At 66.8% G+C, this 19160-nt stretch carries 22 protein-coding genes; 4 read left to right on the forward strand and 18 right to left on the reverse strand.

The features are described from left to right. A partial coding sequence (locus ON39_RS20365; RefSeq protein WP_157195498.1) for a pentapeptide repeat-containing protein occupies positions 1-1019 on the reverse strand: 1019 nt, incomplete at its 3' end. Positions 1020-1376: 357 nt separating this feature from the next. Beyond that, positions 1377-1895, reverse strand: a complete 519-nt coding sequence (locus ON39_RS20370; protein ID WP_211336491.1) for a MarR family winged helix-turn-helix transcriptional regulator — start codon at positions 1893-1895, stop codon at positions 1377-1379. Between ON39_RS20370 and ON39_RS20375 the strand changes: the two genes are divergently transcribed. After that, complete coding sequence (locus ON39_RS20375) at positions 1894-2814, forward strand: alpha/beta hydrolase (RefSeq protein WP_218006175.1); 921 nt, start codon at positions 1894-1896, stop codon at positions 2812-2814. The two genes, ON39_RS20370 and ON39_RS20375, sit on opposite strands and share 2 nt — an antisense overlap. Positions 2815-3074: 260 nt before the next feature. Here ON39_RS20375 and ON39_RS20380 read toward each other — a convergent pair whose 3' ends face one another. Next, entirely contained in the window at positions 3075-3560 is a 486-nt protein-coding gene (locus ON39_RS20380) for a hemerythrin domain-containing protein (RefSeq protein WP_040736662.1), read from the reverse strand. A gap of 532 nt (positions 3561-4092) precedes the next feature. Between ON39_RS20380 and ON39_RS20385 the strand changes: the two genes are divergently transcribed. Further along, entirely contained in the window at positions 4093-4929 is an 837-nt protein-coding gene (locus ON39_RS20385; RefSeq protein ID WP_040736664.1) for a hypothetical protein, read from the forward strand. A gap of 69 nt (positions 4930-4998) precedes the next feature. Here the strand turns inward: ON39_RS20385 and ON39_RS20390 are convergent, their stop codons facing one another. Continuing rightward, the gene (locus tag ON39_RS20390) at positions 4999-6129 is read right to left on the reverse strand and encodes an NAD(P)/FAD-dependent oxidoreductase (protein WP_040736665.1); all 1131 of its coding nucleotides are present in this window, start codon (positions 6127-6129) and stop codon (positions 4999-5001) included. A gap of 70 nt (positions 6130-6199) precedes the next feature. Next, entirely contained in the window at positions 6200-7054 is an 855-nt protein-coding gene (gene sigJ / locus ON39_RS20395; protein ID WP_246003198.1) for an RNA polymerase sigma factor SigJ, read from the reverse strand. A gap of 454 nt (positions 7055-7508) precedes the next feature. Between sigJ and ON39_RS20400 the strand changes: the two genes are divergently transcribed. Next, positions 7509-8000 (forward strand): pyridoxamine 5'-phosphate oxidase family protein, encoded by a 492-nt coding sequence (locus ON39_RS20400; RefSeq protein WP_051186844.1) that lies wholly within the window; start codon positions 7509-7511, stop codon positions 7998-8000. Here ON39_RS20400 and ON39_RS20405 read toward each other — a convergent pair. Together ON39_RS20405 and ON39_RS20410 are read right to left on the reverse strand one after the other, a co-directional pair. After that, positions 7960-8421 carry a MerR family transcriptional regulator gene (locus ON39_RS20405; RefSeq protein ID WP_040736666.1) on the reverse strand — a complete coding sequence of 154 codons (462 nt, stop codon included), beginning with the start codon at positions 8419-8421 and terminating at the stop codon, positions 7960-7962. The genes ON39_RS20400 and ON39_RS20405 overlap by 41 nt on opposite strands. Continuing rightward, complete coding sequence (locus ON39_RS20410; RefSeq protein ID WP_040736668.1) at positions 8418-8762, reverse strand: hypothetical protein; 345 nt, start codon at positions 8760-8762, stop codon at positions 8418-8420. Before ON39_RS20410 ends, ON39_RS20405 begins: the two co-directional genes overlap by 4 nt. A gap of 417 nt (positions 8763-9179) precedes the next feature. Between ON39_RS20410 and ON39_RS20415 the strand changes: the two genes are divergently transcribed. Next, positions 9180-9686 (forward strand): YbaB/EbfC family nucleoid-associated protein, encoded by a 507-nt coding sequence (locus tag ON39_RS20415; RefSeq protein ID WP_040736670.1) that lies wholly within the window; start codon positions 9180-9182, stop codon positions 9684-9686. Positions 9687-9717: 31 nt separating this feature from the next. Here ON39_RS20415 and ON39_RS20420 read toward each other — a convergent pair whose 3' ends face one another. The 11 genes from ON39_RS20420 to ON39_RS51490 form a co-directional block, all read right to left on the reverse strand. Continuing rightward, positions 9718-10020 (reverse strand): hypothetical protein, encoded by a 303-nt coding sequence (locus ON39_RS20420; RefSeq protein ID WP_146251367.1) that lies wholly within the window; start codon positions 10018-10020, stop codon positions 9718-9720. 43 nt (positions 10021-10063) lie between these two features. Next, on the reverse strand, positions 10064-11560 hold the full coding sequence (locus tag ON39_RS46015) for a WXG100-like domain-containing protein (protein ID WP_146251366.1): 1497 nt from the start codon (positions 11558-11560) through the stop codon (positions 10064-10066). After that, positions 11557-11844: a WXG100 family type VII secretion target gene (locus tag ON39_RS20430; RefSeq protein ID WP_040736673.1), complete on the reverse strand. Its 288-nt coding sequence runs from the start codon at positions 11842-11844 to the stop codon at positions 11557-11559. The genes ON39_RS46015 and ON39_RS20430 overlap by 4 nt, the downstream gene beginning before the upstream one ends. Continuing rightward, positions 11841-12149, reverse strand: coding sequence for a WXG100 family type VII secretion target (locus ON39_RS20435; protein WP_040736675.1), 309 nt, complete (start codon positions 12147-12149; stop codon positions 11841-11843). Before ON39_RS20435 ends, ON39_RS20430 begins: the two co-directional genes overlap by 4 nt. 71 nt (positions 12150-12220) lie before the next feature. After that, the gene (locus ON39_RS20440) at positions 12221-13264 is read right to left on the reverse strand and encodes an NUDIX hydrolase (protein WP_040736695.1); all 1044 of its coding nucleotides are present in this window, start codon (positions 13262-13264) and stop codon (positions 12221-12223) included. Then, positions 13264-14388 (reverse strand): glycosyltransferase family 4 protein, encoded by a 1125-nt coding sequence (locus tag ON39_RS20445; RefSeq protein WP_040736676.1) that lies wholly within the window; start codon positions 14386-14388, stop codon positions 13264-13266. The genes ON39_RS20440 and ON39_RS20445 overlap by 1 nt, the downstream gene beginning before the upstream one ends. After that, the gene (locus ON39_RS20450; RefSeq protein ID WP_040736678.1) at positions 14385-15365 is read right to left on the reverse strand and encodes a phosphatidylinositol mannoside acyltransferase; all 981 of its coding nucleotides are present in this window, start codon (positions 15363-15365) and stop codon (positions 14385-14387) included. Before ON39_RS20450 ends, ON39_RS20445 begins: the two co-directional genes overlap by 4 nt. A 46-nt stretch (positions 15366-15411) precedes the next feature. Further along, on the reverse strand, positions 15412-16110 hold the full coding sequence (gene pgsA / locus ON39_RS20455; protein WP_040736680.1) for a phosphatidylinositol phosphate synthase: 699 nt from the start codon (positions 16108-16110) through the stop codon (positions 15412-15414). A 2-nt stretch (positions 16111-16112) separates the two neighbouring features. Beyond that, positions 16113-16703 carry an ATP adenylyltransferase gene (locus ON39_RS20460; protein WP_040736682.1) on the reverse strand — a complete coding sequence of 197 codons (591 nt, stop codon included), beginning with the start codon at positions 16701-16703 and terminating at the stop codon, positions 16113-16115. Continuing rightward, the gene (gene thrS, locus ON39_RS20465; protein ID WP_040736697.1) at positions 16700-18751 is read right to left on the reverse strand and encodes a threonine--tRNA ligase; all 2052 of its coding nucleotides are present in this window, start codon (positions 18749-18751) and stop codon (positions 16700-16702) included. Before thrS ends, ON39_RS20460 begins: the two co-directional genes overlap by 4 nt. A gap of 273 nt (positions 18752-19024) precedes the next feature. Next, entirely contained in the window at positions 19025-19138 is a 114-nt protein-coding gene (locus ON39_RS51490) for a (2Fe-2S)-binding protein (RefSeq protein WP_373283711.1), read from the reverse strand. Positions 19139-19160 lie beyond the last annotated feature (22 nt).

Genomic DNA, 19160 nt, shown 5'->3' on the forward strand with positions numbered 1-19160 from the left:
ACGAACTCGGCAGTGCCGGAGAAGGACGCGTCGACGAACTCGGCACCGAGGGAGAAGGAGGCACGGACGAACTCGGCGCCGCCGGAGAAACTCGCGTGGCTGAACCTGGCAGCGCGCAAGAAGGTGGCGCCGACGAACTCGGCGTCGCCGGAGAAACTCGCGTGGTCGAAACCGGCGTCGCCTGAAAAGGTCGCGGTGGCGAACCCGGCGGCACGGGAGAAGGTGGCGTTGGCGAACTCGGCGCCGGAGAAGGTCGCGCCGTCGAACCGGGCGTCGCCGGAGAACGTTGCGTGGTCGAACCGAGCTGCACCCAGGAATGTGGTGCCGGAGAAGTCGGCGTCCTCCAAGTAAGCAGTGCGGAAGTCGAAATCTCTTGCGGACCAATCATATTCGGCAGCGGGCCGGAGACGGGAGGCGATGACGCGCACGATGGTGGCTCGGACCTCGCGGTCGTTTTGGCGGTATTCCTGGTGCTCTTCGACCTTGCCCGGATCCAGATTCTCGGCGGTGCGGGCGGAGGGGGTGGTGACGATACGTTTGGTGCGCCCGCTGCTGCCGTGCTCGGGGTCGTAGGGCAGGCGAAGATACCCGCACAGCACGTCGATGCACTGCTGGCGGCGTAATCCGTCGGATTCGTCGGCGACGCCGGCCATCGCGTAGACCCCCGCGATCCGCACCGCGACATCGGTCGCACCCAGTTGCGCGGCCGCCGCGCCGAACCGCTCGACGAACCGACCCTGCTCCACATCGCGCTGGCGTCGGTAGGCGATCACCAGCGCCACCACACCACCTACCCCGCCGACCACAGTCAACGCCAGCTTCGTGACATCCACCGACGTCCCGCCCCGCTGCGGATGAAACGCCACGAACAACACCCACTCCGCCACCGCCGCGAGCACCACCCCGGCCAGCACCGCCAACGCGACCGCGGTCGACAACCGCATCCGGCCCGACCACCGCGACACCGACCTGGGAAACCCGCTGGCACGCGCGCCGATCCGGCGCATCCTCCCGGTCACCGGACCGATTCTCGCCCAAACCCCACCAGCACACCCGGGATTCGCACCTACCACCCCTAGCAAGCCCTCGGCCGCACCCTCTGACCGAACGAGTTCCCGAACACGGGGCTCCGGCGGAACGCCGGTCCAGCTGTCGATGTTCGAAGTTTCGTTCAGTGATGCCCGAAGTGCTCTTCAACCGAGCCGATGGAACGCTCGGACGGCCCGGTTGAGCGGGGGCAGGCGATGCGCGGTATTGCCGAATGTAGAGCATCACAGCGATGGGCATCATGCCGACGCAGCGTTGCTTCACTGTGCCTCGGATCGGCAGACAGCCCGACAAACCGGCTGTCGAGCGCAGGTCGGCGACCATGCCGGTCAGCCTGCGGGCAAGCCGATCCGGTCGTGCTCGAGCGCAGCGCGCAACCGCGAAAATGCTTGTGCGACAACCGATAGCGAAGCGTCCGGCACACTGTTGCCGAGTAGCTCGGCCAGCTTCCGGGTGAAGGTCTCTTCAGCTGCCTCGACCAGACGCACACCGTCATCCGTCAGCGTCAGCACCGACGAGCGCCGGTCCGCCGGATTGGGTTGCCGCGCCACCCACCCCTGCCGCTCCAACCGGTCGACGCCTTTGCTCATCGCCCCGACGCCCGCGGCGAATTCCGTCGCGAGATCGATCACCCTGGCCCCCGGGTGATCGCGCAGGAAGCGCAGGGATTCGAACTGCGAGGTCACGATCCCGTGCTGCGCGCGAAGGCTCTCGGTGAGCGCGTTGTACAGCCGCGTCTCGCATCGGACGAGGTCGGAGAACAAGTTCGGCAGGTTGACGACTGCGTCCGCCGATGTATATTCCATGGAAGATAGTTTACCGGAAGATACTTCCGAGGAAGGTTGCATGATGAGCAGGGAGCAACGTGCAAAGATCGACGCACTGCTACGTCAGCCACAGTCCGCCGAGACCCCATCGGTCGAACAGATCCGCGCGGGATTCCGAGCGCTGATGGCCCAGATGAACGTGCCGGCCGAGATACGCACCCGCAGCACGACACTCGGTACCCGCCCCGCGGTACTCGTCGAACCAGCCACACCCCCGCGCCCCGGGACGATCCTGTACTTCCACGGCGGCGGCTGGGTCTACGGCTCCCCCGAAACAGCGATGTCGCTGACCGCTAACCTGGTGACCCGCACCGGATTCCGCGCCCTTTCCCTGGACTACCGGCTGGCGCCCGAACACCCCTTCCCCGCCGCGATCGAGGACACCCTCAACGCCTACCGCGCCCTGCTCGACAGCGGCGAGGATCCCTCGGCCATCGTGTTCGCCGGCGATTCCGCCGGCGGCGGCCTGACCATCACCACATGCCTCGCCGCCCGCGACGCGGGTCTGCCCCTGCCCGCCGCGATCGCGGCGTTCTCCCCGGGTCTCGACGCGACTCGTAACGGCGAAAGCATCGACACCAAGGCCGGCATCGACCCGGTGTTCACCCGCGAGGGCCTCGCGCGCACCGGCGCCATGTACCTCGCCGGGCAGGATCCCCACCAGCCGCTGCTCAGCCCGGCGGTCTACGCCGATCTCCGCGGCTTCCCGCCGATACTCCTGCAGGCCGGCACCAACGAAATGCTGCTCGACGACGCGACCCGCCTGGCGGCCCGCGCACGCGCAGCCGAGGTGGACGTCATCCTCGACATCACCGCCGACGTACCCCACGTGTTCCAGGCCTTCAACGGCATACTCGAGGAAGCCGACCAAGCCTTGGACCGTGCCGCACTCTTCCTCGGTCAGCACCTCCACAACCCGAACACCGGCGACGCACGATGATGCCGCTGCGCGAGCGTGCTGTATCCCAGATCGGATGCCGCGCAGAACATTCGGTATCGGCTCCATGTCCGATATGTTCCGCCGTATTCGCCCTACGGTGGTGCCCCATGTGTCCATGCCGGTAAGGATGCTCGTCGAAACGATTCTCGTGTAGACCGGTCAGTGCACGCTGGTGGACTCCTGGCGTGCTCGTGATACTCGGCAGACGAGGGCAGGATCCGTCGATTGCCGATGCGATGTCGAGCGCATCAATCGAGATATCATTGTCTGTGGCTGAACAACTGCGCTGCGGTGTAGTCGATGGTGGGCAACTTGTCCAAGGCGGCCGCGATGCGTCGCTCCTCCCACTGAAAGTGGGATTCCAGGATGGCTGAGAGGCCCGCGAGCTCGCCTCGCACCGTCGCGAGATTCTCGACGCTGACATCGGCGAGCGCGGTGGTCATGCGGGTCAGGATGTCCGCGACCAGATGGTGGTCGGCGGAGAGTTCGGTCAGTACCGGCCCCAGATCCGGGAAGCGTTGCGCCAGAACGGGAAACGCGGTCTCGTCCTCGCTCGTGTGGTGGTCGGTGAGGGCTTGGCAGAAGGACAGGCAGTGCGCGCGCAGGTCCCGCAGGGGGCCGATCGGGGTCGTGGCCGGATACTCGTCCAGCAAGCGGGTAACGCGGCGAAGTTCGCTACGCAACCAGTGGTGAGTGTCGATAAGTTCACGGCCCAGGGCTCGGGCTCGATGGGGATCGGTGGACATGCAGATCTCTTTTCGCGAAATGGAGGCAGACGGGAGACGTCCCTCGCCGGCGGCGAGAACGCGCGAAGGCGTGAAAGGTGCTGTGGCAGCGGTTATCGCGCACCCCGAGCGTGGTGCGCGCTCAGCATCAGCAGGGAATCAGAAGTGGACCCATGGCTGCCTCCCGAAGTGCGGTGCCTCCATGCCGACGCGGTCCACCCGGCGCGCACACGCGACACCACCACATCCTATGCGAATGGCGACTCGACTTGCGACGGCCCGGACCGAGCACACCGCACGCACTGACATGCCGCTGCGCGAGCGGTCGAACAGAGAGTAGTTGTGCCGCCTGCACGTACGCGCATGCCGATTCGGGATCGGTACTGCTACGCCGAACCCATATCGAATTCGAATAACCGCTGCGCACGTTGATAGTCCAGATCGATTGGGTGGCAGGGTTTTCCAACGCGCCCCGTACCGACTACACGAGCCGGATACCGGCGGAAGGCGCCGACCCCGTCCCGAAGTCGGTGCGAGGGAGGATGATCGAGGGGTGGATGCCTCGTGGATCGCCGTTGCGGGTTCGTCGGTGGCCGCGGTGGGGTCTGCCGCCGCAGCTGTCATCACTAGCTGGTCGGCGCGGCAGCAAACCACGAAGCAGATTTCCGGGCAGGAACAACAGTGGCGACGCGAGAAGCGCCGCGAGGCGTATGCGAACTTTCTCGAGTCGGGTGCCCGGGCACGCGACGAGCTCCTCGTGATCTCCGAGCTCGCCCAGTCCGATGATAGCGATTTCGGTCCGCTCGCTGAGCGGGTCGCCGCGGCTCGCGCGCTCACCGACAACGTCCGTGGGTTCGGCGCCCGGGTTCTCGTCGAAGGGCCCGCGGCCATGGAGCGACCGACTCGGCGGGTCGAGGAGGACATAGCGGGTTTCCGACGGTGGCTGGAGGCTCTGATCACTGCCCGTCGCAGCGGTGCGCTGGGTATTGATCTGGGTCGCACAGGTCGTGTCTATGTTGTCGAGGCGGGGCAGGTCATCGATTACCTCAGATACGACATGCGGCGCAATCTCGACCTCTTTGCCGCCGCGGCCCGCCTGGCGCTGGACGACATCAGCGCGACTGAATCGTCCAGCGGCCAAGAGCGAGCACCCGATCAGGATCTTCAGTGGCTGTTGGATCAGCTCGAGGAATGCGGCGCAGACCGTGCGGCCATCGATGTCACACGCCCGATCAAAGATATCGGCGACATCTCCTCGCTACACCTGTTCGTCGTGTTAACCGAGGCCAGAAGCGTGTACGCCCTGGAGGATCGATGGACATTGAGCGAACTCTACGAAAGCACAGTCGAACAGCTCGCCGCATACCTTGCGGCGCGCCGGCCGACCTGACTGCCCGATCCGGAAACGCCCACTTCTGCCGCTGGTCGAGCTGACCGAACCGGCAGGCGCGGCTTGCCTTTATGGCCGGGGGAAGAAGGGGAGTTCGATGTAGACGCGGTCGGCGGCGGCGAGGATCGTCTCGGCGTTGTCGACGGGTGGGTGGATCGCCTGGTTGATACGCAGTTTGATTTCTTTGCCGTCGCTGCCCGAGGCCATTACTTTGCGGTCCCAGTCGCGGGTGAAGACGGCGCCGGCGTTGCCGAGGTCCAGGCAGGTGACGTAGGGGCCAGGGGTGAACTCGCGCAACGGCTTGCCCAGCAGGTCGGCGGCCGCGTTGTATCCGGCGACCTTGCCCATCGGGGTGGCGTGCTGGCATGCCTGCATGACGGTGTGCTCGGTGTCGAAGGCTGCCGCGGCGGTGTCTCCGGCGGCGAACACTTCCGGAAGCGCGCGCAACCACTGATCCACCGGCACCCGCCCGAGATGGTCGAGTCGGCCGGAGATATGCCGGGCCAGCGCACTGGCTTTCATCCCAGCTGACCAGACCACCGCGTCGGCCTCGACTCTGGAGCCGTCGGAGAGGATGGCATATCCATCGCCGACCTCGGTGACCGTCGTGGACAGGCGGCGTGCGACGCCGAGTTGGTCCAGAGCGGCCTCGATGACCGCGCGCGGGCCCGAACCGAGTTGTGCACCGATCACCGGGGACTCGTCCACCAGCAGCACTCGGCCGCTCCCGGCCAATTCGGTCGCGGCCTCGAGACCGACGAACCCGGCGCCGACGACCACGACACTGAACTGCTCGCGGTCGCGCAGATGGTCGGTGAGGCGAAGGGCTCCATCGAGGGTGTCGATATCGAAGAGCCGGTCGGCACCCGGCAGCCTCGAGGGGCGGATGAGTTCACTACCCGCGGCCAGCACCAGACGGTCGTAATTGATCTTCGCCCCACCGGCCACCACCGCACGCGCACCGGTGTCGATCGCGCTCACCGAGGCTCGCGCGTGCTCCACGCCGATGGGCTGCAGGATCCGGCTGAGCGCCACCTTCGCCAGGTCCGGGTTCGGCTCGTAGAGGCGTGGGCGCAGCACCAGATGCTCATGCGGTGAGATGAGCGTGATGCGCAGGTCCGCGTCCGCGCGAGCCAACGCGGCGCCGGCCGCGCTCCACACCCCCGCGAAACCACCGCCGATGATCACCACATGTGCCATCTCGTTCGTCCTCCTCTCGGGATCGCCTCTCCCACAGCGGAAGTGGCGACAGGGAGACAAGACAGCGGATTCAGATGTGACCGATGTGGGCGAGTTTGTCGGGATTGACCAGTCGCCGCATTGTCATGATCCGGCCGTCGACGATGTCGATGGTGTCGAGCCAAACCAGCTCGCCCGCACGATAAGTCGCCAGAGCGGGCTGCCCGTTCACCTCGATGATCCGGAACGCGTCCGGGCGTCGGATCCGCGTCTGCCTGATCATCAGCAGTGCGATCGGCTCCGCGCCACGGACCGGCCTGCGCGCGGCGGTCACCTTGCCGCCACCGTCGGCCAGATAGACGGCTTCGGGATGCAACAATTCGATGAGCCGTGCCATGTCTCCCGCCTCGGCGGCCGCTTTGAATGCTCTGAGCATGCCTTCGGTCACGGCCCGCGACGCCAGAGGCGGGGGTTCGGCTCGTGCGATCCGCGCTCGCGCACGAGAGGCGAGCTTGCGGCTGGCGGCCGGGGTGCTGCCCAGCACATCGGCGACGCGGCTGAACGGAAAGTCGAACACGTCGTGCAGTACCAGCGCGACGCGCTCGGCCGGGGCGAGCGTTTCCATGATGACCAACATCGCGGTGCTCACCGACTCGTCCATCAGCACTGGGACCGAGGAATCGGGTCCGGTCAGCAGCGGCTCGGGAAGCCACGCCCCGACATAGGACTCGCGCCGCACGCGAGCGGATTTCAGCACGTTGTAGGAGGTTCGCGCGGACAAGGTCACCAGCCAGGCCCGCAGATCTCGTACCGCGGATATATCAGCGGTCGCGACGCGCAACCAGACCTCCTGGGTCACGTCCTCGGCCTCGGCGACAGTTCCGAGGATTCGATAGGCCACCCCGTACACCGCGGCACGATGGGTTTGCCAGTCGTTGTCGGTCAACGACCGCGACGACTCGTCCCTGATCGCCTCGGAACCGCCGCCACGAACTTCTGATGGTCTCTGCAGCGAAACGGCCATTCAGTGCTCCCTACCCGACTCCGACAGTGTCATCGTGAAGACGACGTAGCCCGCCGTTGTGTAACACCGCGACGGTTGGCCGCCCAGATCACTTGGCTGGCACGGGTTTCCAACGCGCGCAGATGCCGAGTTGAGCCCGTCTCCAAGCGGTCCGTGAGCCGAGTCAGACGATCTGCGATCGCCTGACCGACAAAGGTCCCTTGACAGGTCTGGTCGGTAAGTGGAAACTAACCGTTAGTTATAACTTACCAATGCGGCGGATGGAGTGTCCTCGGTGACCGCACCCGCCGCTCGATCTTTCAAAGCCTGGCCGAGCGCGTGCACGCCAGCCCACCTACCCACCGCGCTTCGCGGCCATACTCGACAAAGGCAACCGATGACCGTAGACAACTCAACCACCGAACCCGTGCCGCTGCCCCTCCCGCGCAGCCTCGAGCAGCGGCGCGCGGACGCGCTGGACCGACTCGGAACCAGCCATCAAATGTGGCTGGCCACCGCGGGAAAGAACGACGGCCCGCACCTCATCCCCGTCGCCTACATCTGGAACACGAACGCCCTCACCACGGCCACGTTCGAGCGCAGTCGCACCGTGGCCAACCTCCGAACAATTCCACGAGCGAGAGTCGCTATCGGCGACACCGCCGATCTGATCATGATCGATGCCGCAGCATCCTTCATACCCGTTGATGCGATCGACCCCGCCGCCGCCGACCGATACGCCCAGGTGTCGCACGACCCACGCAGCATGCCAGGTTTCATCTACATCCAACTCGTTCCGCAACGCATACAAGTGTGGAACGGGTTCCACGAGTTCACCGAACGCACCGTTATGGCAGAGGGCCGATGGCTCGACCGTCCGATCGACTAGCACCATGTGCGGCGATATCGAAAGAGACAGGGCAGGAAGGGCTTTCGCTGCAGGCAAGCAGGTCTTCGCAACCGGCCGCCAGCGCGGATGCCAACGTGTCGCGCACCGCGGCGAGTTCGGCGAGTTTCGTGTCGACTTCGGCCAGCTTGTCCGCGACCCGCGCCCGCAAGCCCGCATCCGCCCGACGCCTCGAGACCACCCGGGCGCCTGCCAGCAGTTCCGCGACCTCCGCCAAGGTGAATCCGAGCCGCTGAGCGGCCTTGATCACCCGCAACACCGTCACCGAACCTTCCGGATACAGCCGGTGTCCGCCCAGCGTCCGCTCCGGCTCCGCGAGCAGCCCGCGTCGCTCGTAGTACCGAAGGGTCTGCACGTTCACCCCCGCCGCGGCGGCCAACTGGCTCGTGCGCAACCCGCTCATCGGCCGACCCCGATCGCCGACTCTGCGCGAGCGGCGAAGGCAGCGAGAACACCGGCGTAGGCAGGCGGTACTCCGACGCCCATCACCAATCCTTCAACGGCAGTGGCGAAGTCGAAGGTGAAGAACGAACAGCAACTACTTTCACGCGTGGCCAACTCCCGTGCCAGGGGTTCGGCAACCGGGTCCACGACCACCTCGAGCCGCCCGGGATCGGGCCGGTGAACGGCGCGCGCGAAGCCCGCGAAGAACTGATCGAACTCGGCAACACGTATCGGCTGCTCGGCAGTCGGCAGGGTGCAAGAGGCAGTCACCCAACCATCCCGACCTGGCGAAATCGTCATCCTTCGACGATAAGCCCGTACCTGACTACAGGATGCAACCCCGACCTCTCAGAGCGGCCCCACGACGAATATCGAAGCCCAATACTCCGCCGCGGCAGGCCCGAGAATCGGCAGCAGAAACTCGAACAACAGATAAGACATCCACATACCTCCGCACGCCGAACATTTCCCGCCACCAGCCGGGACCGCGGCACCGAAGCCCGAGTGCCCTCCGAAAAGCACTACCCACCGCGGCGCCGATCCAGTCGCGACCGTACCCGAACGTGAAGCAGATCACAGCTCCACCACCCAGACACCCCCGAGAGATCCGACCGTCCGCCCAGAGCCGAGACGCCACCCGACTCCCCCGCTAAACTACGAATAACGTTCGGCGACAACAAATTCGGACAAATGCCGCACGCACTGGGGGCTGACACAATGAACGAACATCTCGACGCACGCTCGACGGACCTCCTCATCGAGGCGCGCGAACAGATGCGCCTCGCCGCGTCCCTGGTCGCCGAGCGCGCGGAACTCATGGCCACCGCCACGGCGCGCGGCAAGCGAGTCGAAGTCACCGTCAACGCCGACAACATCATCATCGAAACACGATTCGGACCGAGGGCAGAGGACCTTTCGCTACCCGAACTCGCTGCCGCCATCACCGAAGCGGGCCAGCAAGCGGCGGCCGAAATGTCCCGCAAAACCCGAGAACTCCTCGCCCCCTTGCAGATCCGAAGCGAGCGCCTCCCCAACCTGACCGACCTCGCCGCCGAAATCCCCGACCTTCCCCTCCCCCAACCCATCCCCGCCTCCACCGCACCCCCCAACTCACCCGAGCGCACAAAAGTTACGAGTCCCGACCCCGCACCGCACTTCTCCGATACTGAGAGCTACACCATCCAGTGCGACCGCCGCGGCTCAACGACCGATTCCGCCTGGTAGCACGAAGCTCCCGGCGAATTCACACGTCGGCTCATCCTGCCCAATCGGCGACGTATTCATCGAAGCCGACTTCGCCGATCTCGTCTCCGCCGATTTCTTTGAAGGCGGCTACCGATTCGAAGTCGGCATCATAGCTGGACTTGATTTCGATCGGATGACCTGCACAGTCGGCAAGAAACTTCCACACTACCTTATTGAGCCGCGCGTCCGCTGAATTGCGAGCGTTTTCAGCCAGATTGAAATGATCGATGGCGCCGTCGCCCCGACGTATCGGCTTGCCCAACGGAAGCATCACTTCCCGTGGGCGACACACGAGATAGGCCGATTCGCTCACGAATCCCCCTAACCTTTCCTAGATTCAATCAACCGCACTGCACCTAACGCGGGATACGGGTACCGGCATTGTACTTGCCGAGCACGTTCCCAGCCGGATCGGAGAATACCACATCCACCTTGCTGTATTTGCCGAGCTGTTGATCGTTGCGGCTGCCCTGGAACTTGTGCATCCATTCCTCGACCTTGGTTCCTTCCGGTACCTGCACGTGGACCTGTCCTTCGTATTCAACCTGCTTGCTCGCGTGGCTCAGTTCCTTGTTGAACGAGTTCGGCCCACCATTGATGGCCTTGGATTCGGTCCTGGCGACTACATTGCCGGCTTCGTCGACGAATTTGACATCCGCCCCTGCGCCACCCGGGCCCGCCACCTCCGCCTTCGTTCCGGGCGGTCCGCTACGAAGAATCTTCTCGGCGTTGGCTTCACTGAGCGGGAAGGCCTTGTTCGAGTCTGTCATAAGCTCTTGTTTCAGCCTGCGTTGCTCTTCCTCCGATAGCGCCTCGAAAGAATCTTTGCCCTTACCCTTAGGCCAGTGCTCCGGTTCTTTGCCGCCCGGCTCCTTGGTCTTCCCCAACTTCGTCTTGGCCGCCTCCACCCACTGCCGCACCTTCTCGAACAGGGGTTTCAACTTTTCGATCAGCGGTCTTACCGCGCGGCCGATCAGGGTGCCGATTTTGGTGGCGAGTTCGCCGATGATGGTCGCTACGCGGCGGGCCTTCATGGCGATGCGGGCGGCCAAGGCGGAATTGCCGACTGCTTCGGAGATGCCGGCGGTGAAGGGGGCGAGGATGGCGAAGATCACCTCGCCGGCGACGGCTTCGGCGGCGAATTCGGCGAGTTCCTCGATGATTTTCTTGTGGGCTTCGTCGAGGTGGTTGGCGTATTCGTTGCAGGCGTCGCCGAGCGATTGGCACGCGTCGCCGAGGTCGTTGAGATCGCTCTGACGGTCCTTGCTTGTTTGAACCGCGGTCTCGATCTCGACGGATTTCTGCTTGCTGAGCAGGGTGATGCCCTGTGACGCCTCGCCGGCGATGGTGTGGAAGTCGCCGGCGGCGATGTGCCACGCCGTTCCGGCGGCCCGCAACTTGTCCTGATCACCGTTGGGCCACAGCGCGCCGACGATGTCCTTGATGATCGACCAGCCGAACGGCTCCGGAATCCCGTGGCCCTGCGCCGAGGGCACCTCCTGGGAGAGGTTCGCCGGTGGCGTCGGCGCGGGCTTGGGCGGTGGCGGAACTTCCTTGTGGTTCGCCTTCGCCTCGGCGACCTCGTGGTTGTAGGCCCCGTTGACCACCAGTTCCCGAACCTGACCGAAGGCGGTCACCAACTGCGACGAGGTGGCGATCGCCAGTTTCGCGGCCTCGTCGTAAGGCCTCGCCCAGTCTTCACCGGTGCTGTCGCTGCCCGCCATGCCCGCGTTGGCGGTGAGCACCCCGACCAGCCCGGAGTGCACGCTGCCGGACTCGGTCGCGCAATCCCCGAAAGCCTCACCGGCGGAATGATATTCCTTCGCCTTGCACAGAATGATCGGGACGCTCACGGCCACATCCCGTGGTTGGCGGGCCCGACCCAGCCGTAGGCCTCGTGCGCGGTGCGCAGCTTGTCGTGCAGGGTTCGCAGGGCGGCACGCATCTCGGCGACCGCCGCGACGCGCTCGTTGTGGGCTCGCCGGTGACCGGCCGCCCCGGTACCGCTCCAGTCGACGTGCAGGTCATCGATGCGTTTCTCGATGGCCGCGACGCGCTCCTCGATCTTCTTCTCCAGTTCGGCGGACTTATCGATCAGCCGCCCCAACTCGGGCACGTTGACGCGATAGTCGGTCATGCCCGGCCCCCGCGCCCGATCGAATCCGCCGATCCACCATCGGTTCTCACGTAGGTGGCGGCGGCGTCGCGCAGGAGGCCGGCGTCGGTGATGAACGAACCGATGATGCGCCGGGCCCCCTCCTCCCAATCGTCCCAGGGACTCTGGTGCGATTTCGCCGCGTCACCGCGCCACTCACCCCCGACGAACTCGTGCACCTTGCGCATGTGACTGTCCACGTCGTCGGCGAATTCGTGGGCCGACTGTTCCAGCCAGGTCGCGGTGGCGCGCAGCTTGCTCTGATGTACTTCGAGCGGATCCCCCATGGAACCCCACGCTAGACCCGGCTCGAAAAGTCCGGCAATCCATCGATATTCGGGGATTGCGATCTCGAGCGTCAGCGGATGGAGCGGACTTCGGGGTGGGCTTGGCCGGAGGCGGCGGCCGCGGCTTCGGGGAGGAGTTGGTCGAGGTTGTAGGGGTAGACAGTCTCGCCGGAGCTGTCGAGGCGGACGATGTCCTCGGCGGTGCACCACTTGTTGCCGGTGATGGAGCGGCGCTCGATGGCGGCGGGGTTGGCGGCCTGGGGTTCGTAGGCGGGGACGCGCAGGGCGAAGAAGAGCTCCTCGGAGCGGATGAGGTCGCCGTCGAAGGGGAAGACGGCGACGCGCCGCCAGATCGGGCCGCAGAGGCTGTCGGGGTCGGCCTTGTACCCGGTTTCGTCGTAGAGTTCGCGCACGGCGGCGTCGCGCAGCGTCTCGTCCGGGTCCACCACGCCGCCGACGGTGAACCAGAACGACACGTCGGGGGTCTTCGGGTCGTTGCCGCGCATCAGCAGGGTCCGGCCGACGTCGTCGAACAGGACGATGCGCGCGGTGGTGCGGGTGGTGTCGACCGTGAGCCCGGTGGACGCGGCGGGGGTGGCCCGCTCGGTGATCTCGAAGTAGGTGGGCAGCGGCGCGGTGCCGCCGAGGTGCAGCAGGCGCACGGAGCGCCGGGTGCGCAAGGCGAGGGTGTCGCGCACGGCGTCGTTGTGGAAGCGGCGGGCGATGAGCACCCGCGCCTCGGCGTCGGCCAGCTCGGCGACCAGCTGCGGGCGCAGGTTCTCGATGTCGATCGTGGACAGCGCGCCGGAAAGCTGGTTCTCCACGGTCTCGCGCTCGGCGCGTCCGGCGCGTTCGGCCCGATCCGCCAGCGCGGCAAGGGCTTTGGCTTGTTCGGTGAGCGCCGGATCGGCCGGCGGCCCGGCGATGGCCCCGGCGACCGATCTGGCCACCACGGCCCGGCGGGCCAGCGCCGCGTCGAGCGCCTGCCAGGACTGGTCGGAGCGCACGTGCAACCGGTCGAGCCGGTTGGCGGTGGAGTAGGCCCAGAGGCCGATCGCGACGACGACCGCGGCGATCAGCGCGAGGACGAGCACCGTCGTCGCGGAGAAGGTGATCATCCGGCGGCCCGCACCCTGGTGTCGCCGACGGTGACGGTCTCGTACACCCGCAGGATCTGCTCGGCCACCACGGGCCAGTCGTACTCGCCGACCACCTGGGTCGCGGTGTCGACGAGTTCGGCCCGGCGTTCGTCGTCGGTAAGTATCCGATGGATCGCCTCGGCGAGCGCCGCCGAATCACCCACCGGCACAAGAAGTCCGGCGGCTCCGTCGCGCAGCACCCGGCGGAAAGCGTCCAATTCGCTTGCCACCACGGCGGTTCCGGCGGCCATCGCCTCGATCAGGATGATGCCGAAGCTCTCGCCGCCGAGATTGGGCGCGACGTAGACGTCCGCGCTGCGCATGGCCGAGGCCTTCTCCGCGTCCGACACCTGCCCGAGGAAGCGCAGATGCCCGGCGAGCGGGCCCGCCTCGCGGCGCAGCCGGTCCTCGTCGCCGCGCCCGACGATCAGGATCTCCAGATCCTTGTGCTTGCGCACCAGTTCGGGCAGCGCGCCGAGCAGCACCTCCATGCCCTTGCGCGGCTCGTCGTAGCGGCCGAGGAACAGCACGGTCCGCCCCGGGCGCGGATAGCCGGGCAGCATGGGCGCCCGCGCGAACGCGGGCACGTCGACGCCGTTGGGGATCTCCACCGCGTCGGAGCCGAGCGCCTCGACCTGCCAGCGCCGGGCCAGCTCCGAGACCGCGATCCGGCCGCTGATCTTCTCGTGATAGGGCCGCAGCACCCCCTGAAAGGTGCTGAGCACCAACGACTTCGTGGTCGAGGTGTGGAAGGTGGCGACGATCGGCCCCTCGGCGATCTTGAGGGCGAGCATGGACAGGCTCGGCGCGTTGGGCTCGTGGATGTGCAGCACGTCGAAGTCGTTGCCGTCGATCCAGCGCCGAATCCTGGTGTAGGCCATGGGCCCGAAGGACAGCCGCGCGACCGATCCGTTGTAGGGGATCGCGACCGCGCGCCCGGCCGACACCACGAAGTCGGGCAGCGGCGTGTCCTCCGAGGCGGGCGCGAGCACGCTCACTCGATGCCCGCGTTCGATGAAAACCCGTGCCAGCTCGACCACGTGCGCCTGCACGCCGCCGGGAACGTCGAACGAGTAGGGACAGACCATGCCGATCTTCATGGGGCGCCTTCCGCGCTCGCCGCCGCGCTCGAACCGCCGGGCCCGGCCTGCGCCGCCGCGATGCGTTCGCGCCGCGCGTCGGACAGGTCGCCCTCCCACATCGGTTGCAGCATGTGCCAATCCGCGGGGTGCTCGGCAATATTCGCCGCGAACCGATCCGCGACCAGTTGGGTGGCGGCCGCGACGCCACTCGAAACGTCTACCGGCGCTTCGACCTTCATGCCCCAGCCCTCTTCGCCGTCCGCGGTGAACCAAGTATGCACCGGCAGCAGCGCCGCCCCGGTCTCGATGGCCAACTTGGCGGCGCCCGCGGGCAGCCAGGTGCGCTCGCCGAAGAACGTGACCGGCACGCCGCGGCCGGTGAGGTCGCGCTCCCCCATCAAACAGATCACCTTGTTCTCGCGCAGCCGGTTCGCCAGCTGGACGAACGGCGGCTGCTCGCCGCCGGTCAGGGGGAACACCTCGAACCCGAGGCTCTCCCGGTAGGCGACGAACCGCTTGAACAGCGACTCCGGCTTCAAACGTTCGTTGACGGTCGCGAAGGGGCCGTGGTTCTGCACCAGCCACACCCCCGCCATGTCCCAGTTCCCCGAGTGCGGCAGGACCAGGATCACGCCGCGCCCCTCGGCCAGACCGGCCTCCAGGTACGACGTGCCTTCCACCGTGAGCTGTCCGATGGCCGCGTGGTCCATCGACGGCAGCCGGAACGCCTCGCGCCAGTAGCGCGCGTAGGAACGGACGCTCGCCTGGATGAGTTCGTCCGGCACGTCCGACGGCGAGCCGCCGATCACGCGAGCGAGGTTGCGCCGCAACTGGTTCGGCGCGCCACCGGCCCGGAACGCGCGATCGGCCTTGCGCGCGACGCGATCCGCGCCCGCGTCGAACAGCCGCCGCGCCGTCGCCTCGGGCAGCGCCCGCACCAGCCGCCAGCCCGCCGCGTATCCGGCGTCGCTCAACCGCTCCGCGACACTGCTCATGCCATAACCCCCGTTTTCCGCACCACGCCGCACCGCCACGGCGGTCTCACGTCGGCAGCTCCGTCGCGTTCGCCGTTCCCGCCGTAGGGTTTTCGGGCTTTCCGCCCAGCGGGATCACGTCGCGCGCGCCCGGCGACCTGCGCACCGCGAGTACCCGCTGGAAGACCGTGACCACGCTCAGCACGGCCAGGATCCACATCGAGACGTGCACCGCGTACGTCAGCCAGTCCAGGCCCCAGTATCCGCCGATCCCGGTGAACCCGGCGCCGACCAGCACGATGATGAGCCGATCCGGCCGCTCGATGATCCCGCCGTCGGCCGACAGCCCGCTGGCCTCGGCCCGCGCCTTCGCGTAGGAGATCACCTGGGAGGTCACCAGCACCACCAGCGTCGCGGCGAACAGCGGCCGATGATGCTCGTGATACACCGCCCACCAGGCCAGACCGCCGAAGACGGCGCCGTCGGCCATCCGGTCGCAGGTCGCGTCGAGCACGGCGCCGTACTTCGTGCCGCCCCCGCGCGCCCTCGCCATCGCGCCGTCGAGCATGTCGAACATGACGAACAACCAGATCACCATGGTCCCCCAGAACAGATGTCCGGTCGGGAACAGGGTGACCGCGGCGGCGATCGAGGCGGTGGTGCCGATGAGCGTCACCGCGTCCGGGGTGAGCCCGGTGCTCACCAGTGCCTTGCCCAGCGGCGCAGTCGCTTTGGCGAACGTGTCGCGGCCGAAGAAGCTCAACACATCTACGCCTCTTTCCAGGCCGCCGCCAGCAGCGCCCTCGTCTCGCGTAGCAGCTGCGGCATCACCTTCGCGCCACCGACCACGGTGATGAAGTTGGCGTCGCCGCCCCAGCGCGGGACGATGTGCTGGTGCAGGTGGTCGGCCAGCGAACCGCCGGCCACGCCACCGAGATTCAGGCCGACATTGAACCCGTGCGGCCGCGAGACCCGCTTCATCACGCGGATGGCCTGCTGGGTGAACGCCATGAGCTCGACGCTCTCGTCCACCGTGAGGTCTTCGAGGTTGGCCACCTTGCGGTAGGGCACGACCATCATGTGACCGGGGTTGTACGGGTAGAGATTCAGCACCGCGTAGACCAGCTCGCCGCGCGCGATGACCAGACCGTCCTCGTCGGACATCTTCGGGATGTCGGTGAACGGATGCCCGGTCGATGCCGGGTCGGAGGTGGCGGCCTCGGCGATGTAGGACATCCGGTACGGCGTCCAGAGTCGTTGCAGCCGATCGGGTTCCCCCGCGCCGCGGTCGACGATGCTGCCCTGCTCCGCGGCGTCGTTCAACTCGCTCAGTCCGTCCGGCGCGGTGCGTTCACTCATGCGTGACCCTTGATCTCGAAGCCCGCCGCGGTCGGCGACGCGTTCTCCCGATTCGCGATCCATTCCACAATGGTGGCCACCGCCTCCCCGACCGGCACGCCGTTGACCTGGGTGCCGTCGCGGAAACGGAAGCTCACCGCGTCGGCGTTGACGTCCCGCTCGCCCGCGAGCAGCATGAACGGCACCTTCTGCGCGGTGTTGTTGAAGATCTTCTTCTGCATCCGGTCGTCGCTGCGGTCGACCTGCGCGCGCACGCCCGCGTCCTGCAGCCGCTCGATCACCCGATCCAGGTGCGGCACAAAGGTATCCGCGACCGGGATGCCGACCACCTGCACCGGCGCCAGCCAGGCCGGGAAGGCGCCCGCGTAGTGCTCGGTGAGCACGCCGAAGAACCGCTCGATCGAGCCGAACAGCGCGCGGTGGATCATCACCGGCCGCTTCTTGGTGCCGTCGGAGGCGGTGTACTCGAGCTCGAACAGTTCCGGCTCGAAGAAGTCCAGCTGGATGGTCGACATCTGCCAGCTGCGGCCGAGCGCGTCCTTGGTCTGCACCGAAATCTTCGGCCCGTAGAAGGCGGCGCCGCCCGGATCCGGCACCAGCTCCAGGCCGGAGGCCTTGGCGACGGTCGCGAGGGTCTCGGTCGCCTGCTCCCACAGCTCGTCGGAGCCGACGTACTTCTTCGGGTCCTTGGTCGACAGCTCGAGGTAGTAGTCGTCGAGGCCGTAGTCCTTGAGCAGGTCGAGGACGAACTTCAGGATGCTGGTGAGCTCCTCGGTCACCTGCTCCTGGGTGCAGTAGATGTGCGAGTCGTCCTGGGTCATGCCGCGCACGCGGGTCAGGCCGTGGATCACGCCGGACTTCTCGTAGCGGTACACCGAGCCGAACTCGAACATGCGCAGCGGCAGCTCCCGGTACGACCGGCCGCGCGACCGGAAGATCAGGTTGTGCATCGGGCAGTTCATCGGCTTGACGTAGTAGTCCTGGCCGGGCTTGCGGACGGTGCCGTCCTCGTTGTACTCCGCGTCCAGGTGCATGGCCGGGAACATTCCGTCGGCGTACCAGTCGAGGTGCTTGGAGACCTCGAACAGGTGCCCCTTGGTGATGTGCGGGGTGTTGACGAACTCGTAGCCCGCCTCGACATGGCGCTGGCGGGAGTAGTCCTCCATCTCCTTGCGGATGATGCCGCCCTTGGGATGGAACACCGGCAGCCCGGAGCCGAGCTCGTCCGGGAAGCTGAACAGGTCCAGCTCCAGGCCGAGCTTGCGGTGGTCGCGGCGCTCCGCCTCGGCGAGCAGGTGCATGTGCGCGTCGAGCGCCTCCTGGGACTCCCAGGCGGTGCCGTAGACGCGCTGCAGATCCTCGCGGCTCTGATCGCCGCGCCAGTAGGCGGCCGAGCTGCGGGTCAGCTTGAACGCGGGGATGAACTTGGTGGTCGGGATGTGCGGGCCGCGGCACAGGTCGGCCCAGACGCGCTCACCGGTGCGCGGGTCCAGGTTGTCGTAGATGGTCAGCTCTTTACCGCCGACCTCCATGACCTCCGGGTCGTCGATGCCGGACTTGTCGCCGATGAGCTCGAGCTTGAACGGCTCCTTGGCCAGTTCGACGCGGGCCTCCTCGACCTCGACCACCCGGCGCGAAAACCGCTGCGCGCCTTTGATGATCTTCTTCATCCGGGATTCCAGCTTGGTCAGGTCCTCCGGGGTGAACGGCTTGTCGACCTGGAAGTCGTAGTAGAAGCCGTCCTTGATGAAGGGGCCGATGCCCAGCTTGGCGTCGGGGAACTCCTGCTGCACCGCCTGGGCCAGCACGTGCGCGGTGGAGTGCCGGATGACGTTGCGGCCGTCCTCGGTGTCGGCGGCGACGGCCTCGACCTCGACCTCGACGTCCGGGGTCCAGGACAGGTCCTTCAGCTCACCGTCGACGCGGACGACGACGATCGTGTCCGGCCCTTTGGTCGGCAGGCCCGCCTCGCGCACCGCGGCGCCCGCCGTCGTCCCGGCCGGCACCCGGACGCGGGGGGCAGGGTTGGTGCGGGCTGAGGTGGTCACGGCAGCGCTCTCCTTGGAGTTCTCGGGTGCGGGGATGTCCCCGCGGATCATGTCAGGGCAGCAGTGCGCCCCGGCGCGACCATGCTATCGGCACAGCCACATCGCCGTGCACGTCGTCCGGCTTGTTCGGCCCGCCGCGACTCCGGGTGCGCCTAGGCGACCGGCGGTGAGGCCGTGGACAAGTCGACCGATACAGCGATCTTCCCGTGCGCGAGGTGGTCGTTTCGCGGCGGTGCGAAGTCGATGGTCGCTCGTCGAATGTACGGCGGCGGTTCAGCTGTCCGCAGCCAATTTTTCCAGCATGGCCTCGCGTTCCGCGGCGGGTCGTTTGGGGCAGCTCGTGCACATTTCGCAGGAGGGCACCTCGTAGACCAGGCAGCAGGAGATGCGTTTGACGAAGGTGCGCCCG

Source organism: Nocardia tenerifensis NBRC 101015, assembly GCF_000308715.1.
Taxonomy (GTDB): domain Bacteria; phylum Actinomycetota; class Actinomycetes; order Mycobacteriales; family Mycobacteriaceae; genus Nocardia; species Nocardia tenerifensis.